Genomic DNA, 18,802 nt, shown 5'->3' on the forward strand with positions numbered 1-18,802 from the left:
TTTAATTATTTTGATGTTAGGGAATTGATTATTTCAATGTAATTCTCTTTCGCTTCTTCAATAGACATATGACTAATTTGCATCCATGCATTTGTTTTGAATGCATCGCGTAAACCAAAATTTTCAGATTGATTGTACACTGCGGTTCCAAACGTGGCCTGTTTGTAATAGGCGTAAAGCCTTAACTGCACATCTTGCGGCAGTGAAGCCTGTGTCATTTTCATAGCATTTTCTACAGCCTCTGAAAAACGAATATCTAAATCTTTTTTACTCATTAAGATTTTGTAGCGATGATTGTTTTACCTCCAATTGCTTTTTGGCCTAAAACCACATCGATTGGAGTACCTAAAGGTAAAAATAAATCTACTCTGGAACCAAATTTAATAAAGCCTGCATCAGTTCCCTGAATAACGTGTGTACCTTCCCTGGCATAATTTACAATTCTGCGGGCTAATGCACCGGCAATTTGTCTGTACAGTATTTGCCCAAACGTATCGTTTTCTATTACAACAGTAGTTCTTTCATTTTCTTCACTAGCTTTTGGATGCCAGGCAACTAAAAATTTTCCAGGGTGATATTTACTGAATTTTATAATGCCGTCCATTGCATAACGTGTTACGTGTACGTTTATTGGTGACATAAAAATAGAAACCTGCAAACGTTTATCTTTAAAGAACTCACCTTCATAAACTTCTTCAATAACTACTACTTTCCCGTCTACCGGGGCAAGAATCTGATTACTGTTTCTAATCGCAATTCTTTTTGGATTTCTGAAAAACTGTAAGATGATAATCAAAATTACTACACCTGCAATCTGAACAAGCATTCTTAGCCATGCAATGTCAATGAATTTGTCAGCAATTAAAAGTACGGCAACTGCAAAAACAGTACCTAATAAAATCGATGGGCCTCCTTCTTTATGAAACATAATATAAAATTTGATAAAATAAAAATATAACGGGTGCTACAAATATAACACTATCTAACCGATCTAAAATACCCCCATGTCCGGGCATTATTGCACCACTGTCTTTTACACCTGCAATTCTCTTGAATTTAGATTCAATTAAATCACCAATTGTCCCAAAAATACTGGCGATTAAAGCTATAATCGTCCAAATCAAAATGGATTTGCTGCTAAAATCAGGATTAGGCTGAATGTATAATTTTGAAATCAAAAATCCTGCAAATGCAGCAAAAACAACTCCACCAATAAAACCTTCTATAGTTTTCTTAGGAGAAATACGTTCAAATAATTTATGTTTTCCAATGGACTTCCCTACTAAATAGGCAAAAGTGTCATTGGTCCAGATGAGAACAAATAATCCAATAATGATCTTCGGATTATAATCGTTCGCCCCAAAAGAAATTTTAATGATAAAAACAAAAGGGAGCGTAATGTATCCAAGCAAATACAAGTATTTTGATGAAATACTTACTTTCTGTACATTATCATAAAATAAAAACAAAATACACTTAATAGATATGACAATCGTAACGGCTAGCAGTATTAAGTCTAACTGTTGGATATTCGTGCTTAAATTTAATTTTGAATTATATAAATTCGTTAAAAACAGGGTAGTCTGCTTATTATAATGGCTTACCAATATAATTACGGAGTATAATAAAGTTCCAAACAGAATAGAAAATACTTTATTGAGGCTGACTAAGTTGCAAAACTCATAAATGGTAATAATTAAAAAAACGCCAAACAGAATAATAAAGCTTTCAGTAGAAAACAGAATAGAAGTTAGTAATAAAGCAATATAAACAGCACCAGAAATGGTTCTCTTGAGAGTTTCATTCATCTTAAAGGTCCTCTAAGAGCAATAAGTATAAATTTTTTGCAACACTTCCGTATTGAGTAAAATCTTCTTCTTTTGCTTTTTCGAAATATTTTATTGTGGTAATATTCGTAGGGTAATCTCTTTCGTATTTTCTTTTAATAGCACTTAAACCATCACTTTTCATAGGAAGTATCTGGCTTGTAGTTGCTATTATAACAATATTTGCGGGAAGCTCGTTTGGTTTGTCTTGTCTGATTTGCTTTGATGAAAACAAAATTGAACCTTCATCAGCAATAAGATTTTCACAGGATGCCAAGAGAAACTTTGGACTTCTCGGTGAAATATAAAGTAGTTTGTTTTCTTCTAATAAATGAAAAAGAGCAGGTTCATAACATAAAACCTCACTTTCAAACCAGTCATTTTCTTCTAAAATGTTTTCAAATTGTTCTTCAACTTCCTGTTTGTTTTCACAATACAAAAATTTCCCTCCATTCTTTTTAAAATTAAAAATGAATTGTTCGTCTATGGACAAATGACTGTTCGGAATAGGTTTGTTTCCATATTCACTTTCATTTTCTTCGTCAGATGAAGTATTGGCAGAGCCAAATATTTTTTTGAAAAAACTCATTTTATATGAAATACTTTACATGTTAATTGAAAACGTTCAAAGATAAAAAAATCTTAATTCAAAAGCCTCTTTTGAATTAAGATTTTAAAAAATATTAAATATTTTACTGAAAAATTATGAAACTACTTCCCCCAAATTTTTGTCAAAAGTACGTTTTCCAAATATAGCTTCTAAGTCATCTTTGAAAATAACTTCTTTTTCAATTAATATATCGGCAAGCTGATTTAGTTTGTCTTTGTTTTCTTCTAAAATCTGAATGGCTCTTTGGTATTGGCCTTCAATTAATTCTGAAATTTCGGCATCAATAATTTTTGCAGTTTCATCAGAATATGGTTTAGAAAAGTTATATTCACTTTGTCCTGTAGAATCGTAATAGGTAACATTTCCAATTTTATCATTCAAACCGTAAATAGTTACCATAGCACGAGCCTGACGCGTAACCTTTTCTAAATCGCTTAATGCTCCAGTAGAAATTCTGTCAAAAGTTACTTTTTCAGCAGCTCTTCCTCCCATTGTAGCGCACATTTCGTCTAACATTTGGTCAGTTCTAACAATTTGTCTTTCTTCTGGTAAATACCAGGCTGCTCCTAAGCTTTGTCCACGAGGAACAATAGTTACCTTAATTAGCGGGGCAGCATGTTCAAGCATCCAGCTTACTGTTGCGTGACCTGCTTCGTGTATAGCAATAGCTCTTTTTTCTTCTGGTGTAATAATTTTGTTTTTCTTTTCCAGACCTCCAATGATTCTGTCAACCGCATCTAAGAAATCTTGTCTGTCAACTGCAGCTTTGCTGTTACGGGCAGCAATTAAGGCTGCTTCGTTACAAACATTTGCAATATCTGCACCTGAGAATCCCGGAGTTTGTTTTGCAAGGAAGTCCAAATCAAGGCCTTCGACTTTTTTGATGGGTTTTAAGTGTACCTGAAAAATTTCAGCTCTTTCACGGATATCCGGCAAATCAACAAAAATTTGTCTGTCAAAACGCCCTGCACGCATCAAAGCTTTGTCGAGAACATCAGCTCTGTTGGTTGCTGCCAAAACAATTACGTTAGAGTTTGTTCCAAAACCATCCATTTCTGTAAGTAACTGGTTTAGGGTATTTTCTCTTTCGTCATTTCCGCCGGACATATTGCTTTTTCCTCTGGCTCTACCAACAGCATCAATTTCATCAATGAATATTATAGCTGGGGATTTTTCTTTTGCCTGTTTGAACAAATCACGAACACGTGATGCACCAACTCCTACAAACATTTCAACGAAATCTGAACCAGATAATGAGAAGAAGGGTACCTGCGCTTCTCCTGCAACAGCTTTTGCTAATAATGTTTTACCAGTTCCGGGAGGTCCTACAAGTAAAGCTCCTTTTGGGATTTTCCCTCCCAGATTTGTATATTTTTCGGGGTTTTTAAGGAATTCTACAATTTCCTGAATTTCTTCTTTGGCTCCTTCTAAACCAGCGACATCCTTAAAAGTTGTTTTAATATCTGTTTTTTCATCAAAAAGTTTTGCTTTTGATTTTCCAATATTGAAAATTTGTCCGCCTCCGCCAGCACCTCCGCCAGACATTTTTCGCATTATGAAAATCCATACCCCAATGATGATGATAATTGGCAATAAGCTAACTATAATATCACTCCAGTTGCTTGCTTCTTTAAAGTCATAATCGACTAGTTTTTTTTCGGCTTTAGCCTTATCAAGTTTTTCCTGAAAAGATTTTAAATCACCAAATTTAGTAGTGTAATGAGGACCTTTGTTAGGTCTGTCAAACATATCTTTGGCTACTTTTTTATTAGCAGGATCTTTTAATGCTGCATCAGAAAGATAAATTTCAGCATCTTTATTATTAAAAATAATGACATTTTTAATTTGCCCTTTAGCTAACATGTTGTCTATATCAGACGATTTTAACTGAGCTGGTTCGCTCAAATTCGAACCACCTGTTGCAAAACTTATAAATAAAAAAACCAAAAGTATTGCGGTGTATATTAACCAGGGACTTATTTTAAATTTACCCGGATTTGGATTATTATCTTTAGCCATTAGTAGAGAAAGTTTCTTTTAGTATTTGTTTTCGATTGTAGTTATTTTGGCGTCACCCCAAAGGCTTTCGATATTGTAGTATTCACGAATGTGCTTTTGAAAAACATGTACCACAATGTGCACATAATCCATAAGAACCCATTCAGCGTTATCGGTTCCTTCAACGTGCCACGGTTTATCCTTTAAGTCTTTAGATACTGTTTTTTGAATTGAGTTTACAATGGCGTTAACCTGGGTATTTGAGCTTCCGTTGCAAATTACAAAATAGTCACAAACTGCTGTATCTATTTCTCTTAAGTCAAGAATATCTATATCATTCCCCTTTACCTCTTCAATTCCTTTGATTATGTTCGCCAATAGAACATCATTATTAATAGTCTTTTTCGCCATGAATTATTTATATGAATTTGTAAAGTTACCAAAATTTGTGATTATTTTTGAACCTTAACAAAATATTAAATGAAGTTATTTAAATTACTAAAATGAAACTAATCAAACTCAATGCCATAGATTCTACTAATGACTTTCTTAAGGCATTGTCAAATAATGATGAACTGGATAATTACACAGTGGTAACAGCTGAGAATCAGACCAAAGGCAAAGGTCAGATGGGCGCTAAATGGGAATCTGAATCAGGTAAAAACTTAATTATGAGCGTTTTGGTTAAAAGTTTTTTATCTGATTATGCGCAGGCTTTTAGTATTAGTATTATAACATCATTAGCTGTAATTGAAGTGTTAAAAGAACATGATATTCCTGATTTGAGTGTAAAATGGCCTAACGACATTATGTCATATAATAAGAAAATTGGTGGCATACTTATCGAAAATACCATAAAAAGTGATGGCAGAATTGTGTCAGTAGTAGGATTAGGTTTAAACGTAAATCAGATAAATTTTGAGCAATTGCCGCATGCTTCTTCCTTAAGTGTAATTTGTAAAAAGGAATTTGATAAGGATTCTATTCTTTTGTCTATTGTTGAAAAAATGAAGCAAAAGATAGAATTATGGGAAACTAATTCTGTTTTGTTTTGGAATGAATATTTCAATTCCTTATTTCGAAAAGGAATTCCAGTGGCATTTAAGAATCTTCAGGATGAAAATTTCATGGGAATTATTCAGGGGGTTTCTCCAGTTGGAAAGCTACAGGTCCTGCTTGAAGACGATTCTGTTGCTGAATTTGAGATTAAGGAGATTCAGATGCTTTATTAGTCGGGAGTATTGGTGTAAAAAATTTGTTATAAAAAAGTCCAATCGTTTAGACTGGACTTTTTATTTATATTTCACAATTAATAATTCACGATTATTAAAGTTTGTTCATATTATTGGACAAAGTTTCAATAAATTTACTAATTGGGCCTTTAACCATCATCGCCATCATCGGATTAAACTCTCCTTCAAAAAATAACTGGACAGCGCTTTCTGAATCAGAAACACTATCAATATTTGAAACTAAAGTAAAAGGTAGTTTGTCACTTGCGGCACCCAAAACAATTTTGTTTGGAGCTGTTTTGTCTTTCATTATAAGTTTTATTTCCGGCATCCCTTTTAGTCCGAAAATAAAAGCATCTTCACCAGTTACTTCAAATTTAGCAATATTATCAGGCATTAATTTTTCAAAATTTTTTACATCAGACAGTAAATCAAATAATTCCTGAGCTGATTTCTGGACAGTAACTTTGGGACTTTCTAAGTTCATAATTTGTTTTTTTGTTGTTTAACCGCAAAGCGTACATTTTTTTTACTGTTCGACTTTAATACCTAAAATCGCAAAGGTGGAATTCTACAATATTCAAATCTATAATTACCCTTCTTGTCTCCAAGTTGACGGACTTATACTCCAATCCTGTAAAGCCGTTTGTTGTTCTTCACTGATGTATTGTTTCTGAACGGCCAGATTAAGTAAGTTCTCATAGTTGCTTAAAGTAAATAAATCAATATTTGCATTTTTGAAGTTTTCTTCGGCCACACCAAAACCATAGGTAAAAACCGCTGCCATACCTTTAATATTAGCCCCTTCATTACGTAAAGCCTCTACGGCCATAAGGCTGCTGTTTCCTGTGCTGATTAAATCTTCAACAACAACAACATTCTGACCTTTTTGTAAAAAACCTTCAACCTGATTTTGTCTTCCGTGTTTTTTTGGTTCAGGACGTACATATACAAATGGTAATCCAAGGCTTTCTGCAACTAAGATCCCAATTCCTATTGCTCCTGTGGCAACTCCGGCAATAACATCTGGCTTTCCAAATTGTTTTTCTATGTTTTTCGCAAACTCATCACGAACATAATTTCGGATGGCAGGAAATGAAAGAATTAACCTATTATCGCAATAAATAGGTGATTTCCATCCTGAAGCCCATGTAAAAGGATTTTCTGGATTCAATTTAATTGCATTTATTTGCAAAAGCAATTCTGCTGTTTTTTCGGCGGTATCTTTATTAAAAATCATAGTACAAATGTATAAAGTTTTTGTGAACGACAAACCACTTTTTTTGACAAATGAAATCTCGAGAGAGACTAATTTTCAATTATTTTTGTTGGAGAGTATTGATATAGAACAGCTTATTGTGAAAATATTTCAAAATAAAATACAAAAGGCTTATTTGTATCATCCTGACGAAAGGGAAATCATGAAGACGCTTAAAGCCAAAATACCTGTTAATAAAGCGGGTGGAGGTTTTGTGTACAATAAAAAGGGTGAAGTTTTATTTATTTTCAGAAATGGGAAATGGGACTTGCCCAAAGGCGGAACAGAAAAAGGTGAGGAGATAGAACAAACAGCTATGCGGGAAGTTCAGGAAGAAACGGGTGTAAACCAACTCCGCATTACAAATAAACTTCAAAAAACATATCACGTTTTTAAACGCAATGGGAAATATAAATTAAAAATTACACATTGGTTTGAGATGTATTCTGATTTTGAAGGAACACCACAAGGCCAGCTTGATGAAGGTATCGAAAAAGTAGCCTGGCTAAATCCGGAACAAATCAAAGAAGCTTTGAAAAATTCTTACGAAAATATTAAATTGTTATTTGAAGAAGAGAGTAAGGTTACAACAGAAAAATAAAAAAATCATTGTTTTAATTGAATAACTTTTATATGAACTTTAAAAGTTATATAAATAGTAAGTATTTTTATAATTATTTTGCCAAAAGCATAATCAGGACAATTTTACTCCTGTACATTAACATCTTTATAAAGTGTCAAAAAGTGATTATTTTTCTAACTTCTTAAAATTTTTTCCATTTTTTTTCCTTTTGCCAGTTCATCAATCAGTTTATCCAAATATCGAATTTTCTGCATGAGTGGATCCTCAATTTCTTCTATACGATAACCACAAATTATCCCGGTTATTTTTGAAACATTTGGATTTAGTTGTGGGGCTTCTGCAAAAAAAGTTTCAAAGTCTTTTTTGTGATCTATTTGTTGTTGCAGCTCTTGTTGAGTATATCCTGTAAGCCAGCAAATTATGATGTCGACTTCTGTTTTTGTACGGCCTTTTTTCTCAGCCTTGTTAATATAATGAGGATAAACACTTGCGAATGAGGTTGTAAATATTCTATGCTTTTTCATAGTTTTTTTGTTTAAAGTAAATTAGCATAATTATTACTTTCAAAAATAATTAAAAAATGGACTAAATTGAAGCATAGTTTAATTCATTTAGATCACGATCATTTGGTCTTACTCAAAATGAACCAATCTAATTTCCTACTTTTGCAAAATGAATAAAAATCACCAATCAAATAATATACTTTCGAATTTAGGAATTGAAAGCCTGAACGAAATGCAGGAAGCAGCACATGATGCTGTTTTAAACGAAAACAATGTCCTGTTGCTTTCCCCAACGGGATCAGGAAAAACACTGGCTTTTTTACTACCTGTTTTAGAACTGCTTCAGCCTGAGATCCTTTCCGTTCAGTGCTTAATTTTAGTTCCTTCACGAGAGTTAGGTTTGCAAATTGAGCAGGTTTGGAAAAAAATGGGAACCAGTTATAAAGTGAATATTTGCTATGGCGGGCATTCGATTGATACCGAAATCAAAAACTTAAGTAATCCGCCGGCAGTTTTAATTGGAACTCCAGGCCGAATTGCAGATCATATTGACAGAGAAACTTTTAGGACAGATAAAATTCAAACTTTAATTCTGGATGAGTTTGATAAGTCGCTACAATTGGGCTTTCATGAACAAATGTCTTACATCATTGGAAAACTTACAAAATTGAATAAACGTATTCTGGTTTCGGCAACATCAGATATTGAAATTCCGAAATATACCAGAGTAATAAATCCAGTCGTTTTAGATTTTATTCCGGGAGAAGAGGAAAAAACAAATCTTTCGGTAAAAATGGTTGTTTCGCCTGCCAAAGATAAATTAGGGAGCCTTTTTAATTTGATCTGTTCCTTAAAATCACAGTCGGCTATTATATTCTGTAATCACCGCGATGCAGCTGAACGTATAAGTGATACTTTAAATCAAAAAGGAATTTATTCAGTTTATTATCACGGCGGCATGGATCAGGACGAACGTGAACGTGCTTTGATTCAGTTTAGAAACGGAAGCATTAGTTATTTGATTACAACCGATTTAGCGGCTCGTGGACTGGATATTCCGGAAATGAAACACGTAATTCATTATCATTTACCCTTAAAAGAAGACGAATTTACACATAGAAATGGCCGTACAGCGCGTATGCAGGCTTCAGGAACAGCTTATATTATCATTCATGAAAGTGAAAAGCAATTAGATTATATCGATTACGATATTGAAACGCTGAATGTCGAAAAGGATACTGTTTTGCCAAAACCACCTGAATTTCAAACTGTTTATATCAGCGGAGGCAAAAAAACAAAACTGAATAAGTTTGATATTGTTGGCTTCTTTTTGCAAAAAGGAAAAATGGAAAAAGATGATCTGGGTTTGATTGAGGTCAAAGATTTTGTTTCGTTTGCAGCTGTAAAATATAATAAAGTAAAAGATTTGCTTAAAAATATAAAAGATGAGAGGATGAAAGGAAAAAGATTTAAAATTGAAGTTGCGAGAAAAGTAGTAAAAAAAGAAGAGGCCAGATAAAAAAGTTTTGTTGTTTTTTAAAACTGCAATAAAAAATAATATAAATATTGAATTTAATGCGGAGTGTAATTTATTGATTATTAAAATGTTGTGCGTGTTTTTGCTTTTGAGCAGAAAAATTTTATATAAAATTCACAATTTAATGTTAATCAAAGCGTAATTTTAGAAGTAATTTTTCATAATTTCGGCGATTATTAATAGTATAAAAATTAACCCCAAATTCATTATGAAAAAGATTATTACCCTGGCCGTTTTGCTTTTTAGTTTTGTTTCAGTTGCACAGATTAAAGTACTTGAAACTGTACCTGTTGAAAAATTAGGAAAAGTAAACAATAACTATATTCAAAAAATCGGAGATGAATATACTGTTTATTATACTAGTATTGTGAGTGATGATGAGGATTCTTCAAGCTTAAGAAAATTCTCTTTTAAAAACGTTAACAACGATTATGCAAGTCTCTACAGCATCATTATGAATGGTTTTAATGCGACTCCTTTATATGATATAAAATTAGAATTGCCTAACAACTATATTTGGTTGCATTACACAGGAAATACTCTGCCTGAGAAATCTACAGTTCAGTTTATGGTTTCAAGTAAGGATGCTTCTTCAGGTTCAAGCAATGTTTCCGAGCCTTTCGTAAAAGATCAGATCAATAAATTATTCCAGAAATAATTTGTTTTAAAATAAAGTTTAGAATAATGGGCTGTTCAGTTTTGAATAGCCCTTTTTAGTTATATGATTTAATAAAAAGCTTGTCCAATGTTTAACCTTGACAAAGCTTAAATAGGAGTGTTCTAAGTTAAATTATTAAATCAATTTAAAATTCTTTTCGATTGCCTTGATCATTTCTCCGGCAACATCTTTGTTTGTGGCACCTTCAATTCCTTCAAGACCTGGAGAAGAATTTACTTCAAGCAATAAAGGGCCTTTTGAAGATCTGATAATGTCAACACCTGCTACTTTCAAATCCATTGCTTTGGCAGCTTTAATGGCTATCTTTTTTTCTTCAGAAGTTACTTTTATTACGGATGCAGTTCCTCCAAGGTGAATATTGGCTCTGAATTCGCCTGGCATTGCTTCTCTTTGAATAGCAGCTACCACCTTGCCATCGATTACAAAACAACGAATATCTTTTCCGTTAGCTTCTTTAATGAATTCCTGGACTAAAATGTTTGCGTTTAGACTTTTAAAAGCGTTTATAACACTTTCTGCGGCTTTTTTGGTTTCAGCCAATACAACGCCTTTTCCCTGTGTTCCTTCTAATAATTTTACAATTAAAGGAGAGCCTCCAACCATTTTAATTAAATTATCTGTATCCAGAGGAGAATTAGCAAAACCGGTGGTTGGAATATCGATTCCACTATTCAAAAGTAGTTGCAGCGAATATAATTTATCCCGAGATTGTGTTATGGCTGTAGCCGAATTTAAACAGAAAACCTTCAACGCTTCAAATTGACGCGTTAACGCACAGCCATAAAAAGTAATGCTTGGACGGATTCGAGGAATAATAGCGTCAAACTGGTTCAGTATTTTTCCGCCACGATAATGAATTTCTGGAGTTTTAGCATCCAGTTTCATATAACATTCTTTGATGTTCAAAAAATGCATTTCGTGGCCCCGCATTTCGCCTGCTTCCATGATTCTTTTATTGCTGTATAATTCAGGATTGCTGGCAAGAAGCCCAATTCGTAATCCGGAAGTTGCTTTTTCCGAGTTTTGGTAAAGTTCTTTTAATGTTTCAGTAGAAGGCTGTCCTAACATGTATTTTTCTTCAGGATCAACCAATACACGTCCGCTCATTGCCTCACGGCCTAAGAGCATACGGAATCCCATAGAATCCCTGTTGGTTAGCGTCATTTCTATTGGCCATTTAACTTCGCCTAATTTAATACTTGTCTGGATTACATAACGATGTTCCCTGAAACCGCTTGAACTTTTTACTATTCTTTTATCAACCAGGGGAGCTTCACAATGAATTACGGTTTTAATGTTATTCTGAATTGGATTGATATCGAATTTTACCCAATTAGCATCATTTTTTATAAAAGGAGCTATGTTTATGGCATGCATTGCTGAAGTTTTTGCACCAGAATCCACACGAGCCTTTATTGTAGGGATTCCCAGTTCTGGAAATGCGCACCATTCTTCACTGCCTAAAATGACTTTGTTTTGAAGCATATATTGTTTTTTATAGTAGAAATTTAATAACCAAAAATAGCTATTTGCTTTTACTAAAGATAGTGATTTATCGAAAAAAAACACCCGTTATGTTATGAAAACGTAACGGGTGCGTTATTTGTGTTATAAATTTATGACTAATTTATTGATTAGTCGGTTCTTCGGCTTTGTGTATTTCTACTGAAAGTTCCTCTGAATTATCTTTTAAATCCATTAAGATTTCATCACCTGAATGTATTTTTGAAGTAATGATTTCTTCGGCTAACAAATCTTCGACATACTTTTGGATGGCTCTTTTTAGAGGTCTTGCGCCAAATTGTTTGTCAAAGCCTTTTTCTGCAATAAATGCTTTTGCTTTATCAGTAAGTCTTAAGTTGTAACCTAATTCTGCAATACGACTGTATAGCTTTTTAAGCTCGATTTCTATTATCAAATCGATATCAGCTTTTTCCAATGCATTAAATACGATTACATCATCAATTCTGTTTAAGAATTCAGGAGCAAAAGTTTTTTTCAATGCATTTTCGATAATGCTTTTTGAATTTTCATCGGCCTGAGCAACTTTAGCAGCAGTTCCGAATCCCACACCTTGTCCGAAGTCTTTCAGCTGGCGTGCACCAACGTTGGATGTCATGATAATAATAGTGTTTTTAAAATCGATTTTTCGACCTAAACTATCAGTCAGATATCCATCATCTAACACCTGAAGCATCATGTTGAACACATCAGGATGTGCTTTTTCAATCTCATCTAAAAGAACTACACAATACGGTTTTCTACGAACTTTTTCAGTCAATTGACCCCCTTCTTCGTAACCAACGTATCCCGGAGGCGCTCCAACTAGACGGGAGATAGCAAATTTTTCCATATATTCGCTCATGTCGATACGAACTAAAGCATCTTCAGAATCGAATAATTCTTTTGCTAAAACTTTGGCTAACTGTGTTTTACCAACTCCTGTCTGACCTAAGAAAATAAACGAACCAATTGGTTTATTAGGATCTTTAAGTCCGGCTCTGTTACGCTGAATAGAACGTGCAATCTTCAAAACAGCATCGTTTTGTCCGATTACTTTATTCTGAATCAATTCAGGTAGCTTAGCGAGTTTATTACTTTCTGTTTGTGCAATTCTGTTTACAGGAATTCCGGTCATCATAGAAACAACATCAGCTACATTATCTTCAGTAACTTCAATTCGATTGCTTTTTGAATCTTCTTCCCATTGTTCCTGGGCAAGAGCTAAGTCTTTTTCAATACGTTTTTCATCATCTCGAAGCTTGGCTGCCTCTTCGTATTTTTGTTTTTTGACAACCATGTTTTTGTTCTCACGAACTTCTTCCAACTGACGCTCCAGATCCAAAATTTGCTTTGGAACGTCAATATTAGTGATGTGTACACGAGATCCTGCTTCATCCATAGCATCAATAGCTTTGTCCGGTAAAAAACGCTCAGACATATATCTGTTGGTTAATTTAACACAAGCTTCAATCGCTTCCGGAGTATAAGTTACATTATGATGGTCTTCGTATTTGTCTTTAACATTGTTCAAAATAGCAATTGTTTCCTCAACCGAAGTTGGTTCAACAATAACCTTTTGGAAACGTCTTTCAAGAGCACCGTCTTTTTCAATATATTGTCTGTACTCATCAAGAGTTGTAGCACCAATACATTGGATTTCGCCTCTTGCTAATGCAGGTTTGAACATGTTTGAAGCATCAAGTGAACCTGTTGCGCCTCCTGCACCTACAATAGTATGAATCTCATCGATAAAAAGAATAATATCGTCATTCTTTTCAAGTTCGTTCATTACCGCTTTCATTCTTTCTTCAAATTGTCCTCTGTATTTTGTTCCGGCAACTAAGCTGGCTAAGTCAAGAGTTACAACGCGTTTGTGAAAAAGAATACGGGATACTTTCTTTTGGATAATTCGTAAAGCAAGTCCTTCTGCAATAGCAGATTTACCAACTCCTGGCTCTCCAATAAGTAGCGGGTTGTTCTTCTTTCTGCGGCTTAGAATTTGAGAAACACGCTCAATTTCTTTTTCGCGTCCTACAACAGGATCCAGTTTTCCTTCTTCGGCCATTTCTGTTAAATCTCTCCCAAAATTATCTAATACCGGAGTCTTTGATTTTTTGTTTGACTTATTGGCTGGATTATTAAAACTGCTCTCTTTTAAACTGTCATCTTGTCCTGAATCATCATTGTACGATTCATTTTTTGGCAAGTTTTCTAAGAATTCTTCTTCGTTTGGAGTCATATTTAAATATTGTTCTTTAGCTATATCATAATCTATTTTTAGTTTATTCAACAGCTTGGTTGTTGGATCGTTTTCGTTTCGTAAGATACATAAAAGCAGGTGTGCTGTGCTAATCGACGAACTTTGAAATACTTTTGCCTCAAGAAAAGTGGTCTTCAGTGCCCTTTCGGCCTGTCGGGTAAGATGAAGATTTTTCTTTTCGGTGTTTACTTCAACGCTGTGGTTGGCCGGACTCAGTATTTCTACCTTCCTGCGTAAATGATCTAAATCGACTGCCAGGTTATTAAGTATATGAATAGCTTTTCCGTTACCATCTCTTAAAATGCCCAGCATGAGATGTTCAGTACCAATAAAGTCATGCCCTAAACGAAGAGCTTCTTCTTTACTGTATGTAATAACATCTTTTACTCTTGGTGAAAAATTATCATCCATAATATATAATTGGTATTGTAAATTTAATGAATTAGTGATTGAAAAACAAAAACCGTACCTTTCGGAAACACCTGTCAGCTAATAGACAAAAAAAATAGTAATAAAACAGTTAAAAAAGGCTTAATTTATTAACTAAAAGGCAAAAAAAAGTTGTTAATAAATCATTGAAATATCTGTAAGTAAATAGCTGAAAAAATTTCAAAAAAACGTATCTTGGCACGCTTTGAAAATTAATATAATTATTTAATATAACAATTTATGTCTGAAGGAGAAAAGTTAATTCCTATTAACATCGAAGAAGAAATGAAATCAGCTTACATCGATTATTCGATGTCAGTAATCGTATCAAGGGCACTTCCGGATGTTAGAGATGGCTTGAAACCGGTGCATCGAAGAGTTCTTTACGGAATGTATGACTTAGGAGTAACATCAAGATCAGCCCACAAAAAATCTGCGAGAATCGTAGGAGAGGTATTGGGTAAGTATCATCCACACGGTGATACATCTGTTTATGATGCCATGGTTCGTATGGCCCAGGAATGGAGTATGCGTTATCTTTTAGTTGATGGTCAGGGTAACTTTGGTTCTGTAGATGGGGATAGCCCGGCTGCAATGCGTTATACGGAGGCCAGAATGAAAAGGATTTCGGAAGAAATTATGGCCGATATCGAAAAAGAAACGGTTGATTTTCAATTGAACTTTGACGATACATTATATGAACCAAAAGTAATGCCTACAAGAGTTCCCACCTTATTAGTGAATGGAGCAACTGGTATTGCGGTTGGTATGGCAACCAATATGCCACCACATAATTTAACTGAAGTTATCAATGGTACTTTAGCATACCTTGACAATAATGATATTGAAGTAGACGAATTAATGACACATATTAAAGCTCCGGATTTTCCAACAGGAGGTATAATATATGGTTATGAAGGCGTACGCGAGGCATTTAAAACCGGAAGAGGTCGTATTGTAATGCGTGCCAAGGTTGGTTTTGAAGAAGTTGACGGAAGAGAGTCAATTATTGTTACTGAAATTCCGTATCAGGTTAATAAAGCAGATATGATTAAACGTACTGCTGACCTGGTTAACGAAAAGAAAATCGAAGGTATCGCTAATATTCGTGACGAATCTGACAGAAACGGTATGCGTATCGTTTACATTTTAAAGCGCGATGCAACTCCAAACGTAGTTTTAAATACCTTATATAAGTTTACGCAACTGCAGTCTTCTTTCAGTGTAAACAATATTGCATTAGTAAAAGGCCGCCCTCAGATGCTGAATCTGAAAGACATGATTCATTATTTTATTGAGCACCGCCATGATGTTGTAGTGAGAAGAACGCAGTTTGAATTGCGTAAAGCAGAAGAAAGAGCTCATATTTTAGAGGGATTAATTATAGCATCTGACAATATTGATGAAGTAATTGCAATTATCAGAGGCTCTAAAAATACAGAAGAAGCACGTGAGAAATTAATCGAAAGATTCAGTTTGTCAGATATTCAGGCCCGTGCGATTGTTGAGATGCGTTTGCGTCAATTAACAGGTCTGGAACAAGATAAATTGAGAGCTGAGTATGAAGAGCTGATGAAGTTGATCGAACATTTAAAAGCATTGCTGGCTGATGTAAATTTGAGAACCGACTTAATTAAGGAAGAACTAGCTGAAATCCGTGATAAATATGGTGACGAACGCCGCTCTCAAATTGAATATTCCGGAGGGGATGTGAGTATTGAAGATTTGATTGCCGATGAAAATGTAGTAATTACAATTTCTCATGCAGGTTATATCAAACGTACCAACTTAACAGAATATAAAACTCAGAATAGAGGAGGAGTTGGTCAGAAAAGTGCGGGAACAAGAGATCAGGATTTTCTTGAGCATATGTTCGTAGCCACAAATCACCAATATATGATGTTTTTTACGCAAAAAGGAAAATGTTTCTGGATGCGTGTGTACGAAATCCCGGAGGGAAGCAAAACTGCAAAAGGAAGGGCTATTCAAAACCTTGTTAATATTGAAAGTGATGATAAAGTAAAAGCTTTTATATGTACACAGGATCTAAGGGATAAAGACTATATCAACAGTCATAATCTGGTGATGGTTACCAAACAGGGCCAGGTTAAGAAAACATCTTTGGAAAAATACTCTAAACCTAGGGTAAATGGTGTTGCAGCTATTACTATTAAAGAAGGTGATGAGCTGATGGGAGCACAGTTAACAAACGGTGAAAGCCAAATTATTTTAGCAGTCAAATCAGGAAAACTGGTTCGCTTTGAAGAAACCAAAACACGTCCAATGGGAAGAACAGCTTCAGGAGTGCGCGGAATTACCCTAAAAGATGATACTGATGAAGTAATTGGTATGGTTACTGTTGATAAAAACGACATCAATGATTCGCAAATTCTGGTTGTAACTGAAAATGGTTATGGTAAACGTACCAAATTAGTCGATGACGATGGTGAAGATGTTTACAGAATTACCAACCGTGGAGGTAAAGGGGTTAAAACTCTTAATATCACAGAAAAAACAGGAAAATTAATTTCGATTAATGCCGTTACTGATTCTGATGATTTAATGATCATTAATAAATCCGGACTGACAATCAGAATGGCTATTGAGGATCTGCGTGTTATGGGACGTGCAACTCAGGGTGTAAGATTAATTAACCTGAAAGGAAAAGATTCTATTGCTGCAGTTACAAAAGTAATGAAAGACGAGGCCGAAGAGGTTGTTGTTGACGAAGACGGAAATGTTATCGAATCTGCAATTGAAAGAGTTAAGCCTGACTTAGAAGTTCTTGAAGATGACGGCGTAATAGAAGAGGATGAAGATGATGATTCAGATGAAGAAGCTGAAGAGGATGATACTGATGAAGAAGAAGAATCTCAAGAATAAAAATGAACCACAAAAATTAAAATTAAATATACAAATTGAATGTTATGAAAAGTAAATATGTAGTATTAGCATCAGCCTTTTTAATTTCAGCAGCATCTTTTGCTCAAAAAGATCAAATAAAAAGTGCTGAAAAAGCATTAAAAGGCGGAGATGCACAAGGGGCAATTGCACAATTAAAAGATGCAGAAAATCTTATTGTTAATGCAAAAGATACTGAACAGGCTCAATACTATTCTATACAGGGTAATGCTTATTTAGACCTTGCAAATAAAAAAGTAGAAGAGGGTAAGAATCTTTCTTTGGCAGCTGAGAGTTATAAAAAATTAATTGATATTGAAAAAGCTTCCGGAAAACAGAAATATTCAACACAGGCTGCAGCTTCAATTACACAAATTAAAGGATTGTTGATTAACTCTGCAATTGCAGACACGCAGTCAAATAAATCAGCAGAAGGAGCAAAAAAATTGTACGAGGCATATTCTTTAGACAAAAAAGATACCATCAATTTATATTATGCTGCCTCTACATATGTAAATGCTCAGGATTATGATGCTGCTTTACCAATGTATGAGGAATTAAAAAATTTAAATTATTCAGGAAAAGGTACCAGCTATACAGCTGTAAATAAAGCTTCTGGTAATGAAGATGGTTTTAATAATGCAAAAGAAATGGATTTAGCTGTGAAATTAGGAACACATGAAAAGCCTAAAACAGAAGCTATTCCTTCTAAAAGAGGTGAAATTTACAAGAATTATGCTTTAATCTTAGTGCAGAAAGGAAGAACTGAAGATGCGAAAAAAGCTCTTGCTGATGCAAGAAAAGCAAACCCGGAAGATTCTTCTTTAATCCTTTCTGAAGCTAACCTGTATTTAGAAACTAAAGATTATGAAACATATAAAATGTTGGTAGGAGAAGCTTTACAAAAAGATCCAAATAATAAAGAATTAATTTTCAACCTTGGAGTGCTTAGTGCAAATGCTAAAAATGCTGCTGATGCTGAGAAATATTACTTAAAAGTGATTGAAATAGATCCTAATTATGCCAATGCCTATCTTAATCTTGCCGCATTAAAATTAGAGGCAGAAAAACCAATTATTGATGAAATGAATAAGTTGGGTACCTCTGATAAGGATATGAAGCGTTATGATGTTTTAAAGAAACAAAGAGAAAATGTTTTCAAAAGTGTGATCCCATATCTTAAAAAAGCAAATGAATTAGATCCTAAAAATCAGGATGTTTCTAAAACATTATTAGGTGTTTACAAAGCACTTGAAATGACTGCAGAAGCTAAGGCATTGAAAGCTACAATGTAGTCTTAAAAGAATAATATAAATACGAAGCCGTCTAAATTAATTGATTTAGGCGGTTTTTTTTGCATTTATCCAAAAGTGTAAGTTGAAAAAAGGTAAGGCTACGGTTTTGATAATCGTAGGCTTTTTTCAAATATAAGTTGGTTTAGAACCTATCCCAATTTTGAATAAGCATTGACCATTTCCTATTT

At 34.1% G+C, this 18,802-nt stretch carries 17 protein-coding genes; 6 read left to right on the forward strand and 11 right to left on the reverse strand.

Annotated features, from left to right (window positions below):
• Positions 1 to 5 precede the first annotated feature (5 nt).
• From GXM17_RS07785 to rsfS, 6 genes are all read right to left on the reverse strand, one after another.
• Positions 6 to 275 carry an acyl-CoA-binding protein gene (locus GXM17_RS07785; protein ID WP_163398733.1) on the reverse strand — a complete coding sequence of 90 codons (270 nt, stop codon included), beginning with the start codon at positions 273 to 275 and terminating at the stop codon, positions 6 to 8.
• Positions 275 to 928 carry a phosphatidylserine decarboxylase family protein gene (locus GXM17_RS07790; protein ID WP_163398734.1) on the reverse strand — a complete coding sequence of 218 codons (654 nt, stop codon included), beginning with the start codon at positions 926 to 928 and terminating at the stop codon, positions 275 to 277. Before GXM17_RS07790 ends, GXM17_RS07785 begins: the two co-directional genes overlap by 1 nt.
• Complete coding sequence (locus GXM17_RS07795; RefSeq protein ID WP_163398735.1) at positions 918 to 1,808, reverse strand: phosphatidate cytidylyltransferase; 891 nt, start codon at positions 1,806 to 1,808, stop codon at positions 918 to 920. Before GXM17_RS07795 ends, GXM17_RS07790 begins: the two co-directional genes overlap by 11 nt.
• A gap of 1 nt (position 1,809) precedes the next feature.
• Positions 1,810 to 2,415 carry a lactate utilization protein B/C gene (locus tag GXM17_RS07800; RefSeq protein ID WP_163398736.1) on the reverse strand — a complete coding sequence of 202 codons (606 nt, stop codon included), beginning with the start codon at positions 2,413 to 2,415 and terminating at the stop codon, positions 1,810 to 1,812.
• A gap of 114 nt (positions 2,416 to 2,529) precedes the next feature.
• The gene (ftsH, locus tag GXM17_RS07805; RefSeq protein WP_163398737.1) at positions 2,530 to 4,455 is read right to left on the reverse strand and encodes an ATP-dependent zinc metalloprotease FtsH; all 1,926 of its coding nucleotides are present in this window, start codon (positions 4,453 to 4,455) and stop codon (positions 2,530 to 2,532) included.
• Positions 4,456 to 4,473: 18 nt separating this feature from the next.
• Positions 4,474 to 4,845, reverse strand: coding sequence for a ribosome silencing factor (gene rsfS, locus GXM17_RS07810; RefSeq protein WP_007809313.1), 372 nt, complete (start codon positions 4,843 to 4,845; stop codon positions 4,474 to 4,476).
• A 92-nt stretch (positions 4,846 to 4,937) separates the two neighbouring features.
• Here rsfS and GXM17_RS07815 point away from each other — a divergent pair, with 92 nt between their 5' ends.
• The gene (locus GXM17_RS07815) at positions 4,938 to 5,666 is read left to right on the forward strand and encodes a biotin--[acetyl-CoA-carboxylase] ligase (protein WP_163398738.1); all 729 of its coding nucleotides are present in this window, start codon (positions 4,938 to 4,940) and stop codon (positions 5,664 to 5,666) included.
• A 94-nt stretch (positions 5,667 to 5,760) separates the two neighbouring features.
• On the opposite strand, the gene GXM17_RS07820 is transcribed toward GXM17_RS07815, so the two are convergent.
• Together GXM17_RS07820 and pyrE are read right to left on the reverse strand one after the other, a co-directional pair.
• Positions 5,761 to 6,153 (reverse strand): SRPBCC family protein, encoded by a 393-nt coding sequence (locus GXM17_RS07820; RefSeq protein ID WP_163398739.1) that lies wholly within the window; start codon positions 6,151 to 6,153, stop codon positions 5,761 to 5,763.
• Positions 6,154 to 6,258: 105 nt separating this feature from the next.
• Positions 6,259 to 6,906: an orotate phosphoribosyltransferase gene (pyrE, locus tag GXM17_RS07825; RefSeq protein WP_163398740.1), complete on the reverse strand. Its 648-nt coding sequence runs from the start codon at positions 6,904 to 6,906 to the stop codon at positions 6,259 to 6,261.
• Between the two features lie 7 nt (positions 6,907 to 6,913).
• Between pyrE and GXM17_RS07830 the strand changes: the two genes are divergently transcribed.
• The gene (locus tag GXM17_RS07830) at positions 6,914 to 7,525 is read left to right on the forward strand and encodes an NUDIX hydrolase (protein ID WP_163398741.1); all 612 of its coding nucleotides are present in this window, start codon (positions 6,914 to 6,916) and stop codon (positions 7,523 to 7,525) included.
• A gap of 155 nt (positions 7,526 to 7,680) precedes the next feature.
• Here GXM17_RS07830 and GXM17_RS07835 read toward each other — a convergent pair whose 3' ends face one another.
• Complete coding sequence (locus GXM17_RS07835) at positions 7,681 to 8,031, reverse strand: DUF2200 domain-containing protein (protein ID WP_163398742.1); 351 nt, start codon at positions 8,029 to 8,031, stop codon at positions 7,681 to 7,683.
• A gap of 148 nt (positions 8,032 to 8,179) precedes the next feature.
• Between GXM17_RS07835 and GXM17_RS07840 the strand changes: the two genes are divergently transcribed.
• A complete protein-coding gene (locus GXM17_RS07840; protein WP_163398743.1) occupies positions 8,180 to 9,529 on the forward strand; it encodes a DEAD/DEAH box helicase in 1,350 nt (449 codons plus the stop codon).
• Between the two features lie 226 nt (positions 9,530 to 9,755).
• Positions 9,756 to 10,205: a hypothetical protein gene (locus GXM17_RS07845; protein WP_163398744.1), complete on the forward strand. Its 450-nt coding sequence runs from the start codon at positions 9,756 to 9,758 to the stop codon at positions 10,203 to 10,205.
• A gap of 135 nt (positions 10,206 to 10,340) precedes the next feature.
• Here GXM17_RS07845 and rimK read toward each other — a convergent pair whose 3' ends face one another.
• Both rimK and GXM17_RS07855 read right to left on the reverse strand, forming a co-directional pair.
• Positions 10,341 to 11,711, reverse strand: coding sequence for a 30S ribosomal protein S6--L-glutamate ligase (gene rimK, locus GXM17_RS07850; RefSeq protein WP_163398745.1), 1,371 nt, complete (start codon positions 11,709 to 11,711; stop codon positions 10,341 to 10,343).
• A 142-nt stretch (positions 11,712 to 11,853) separates the two neighbouring features.
• Positions 11,854 to 14,400 carry an ATP-dependent Clp protease ATP-binding subunit gene (locus tag GXM17_RS07855; RefSeq protein ID WP_163398746.1) on the reverse strand — a complete coding sequence of 849 codons (2,547 nt, stop codon included), beginning with the start codon at positions 14,398 to 14,400 and terminating at the stop codon, positions 11,854 to 11,856.
• 258 nt (positions 14,401 to 14,658) lie between these two features.
• On the opposite strand from GXM17_RS07855, the gene gyrA reads away from it, so the two are divergent.
• Entirely contained in the window at positions 14,659 to 17,301 is a 2,643-nt protein-coding gene (gene gyrA / locus GXM17_RS07860) for a DNA gyrase subunit A (RefSeq protein WP_163398747.1), read from the forward strand.
• A 44-nt stretch (positions 17,302 to 17,345) separates the two neighbouring features.
• Positions 17,346 to 18,614, forward strand: a complete 1,269-nt coding sequence (locus GXM17_RS07865) for a tetratricopeptide repeat protein (protein WP_163398748.1) — start codon at positions 17,346 to 17,348, stop codon at positions 18,612 to 18,614.
• Positions 18,615 to 18,802: the final 188 nt, after the last annotated feature.

The organism is Flavobacterium fluviatile (assembly GCF_010645065.1).
GTDB lineage: Bacteria > Bacteroidota > Bacteroidia > Flavobacteriales > Flavobacteriaceae > Flavobacterium > Flavobacterium fluviatile.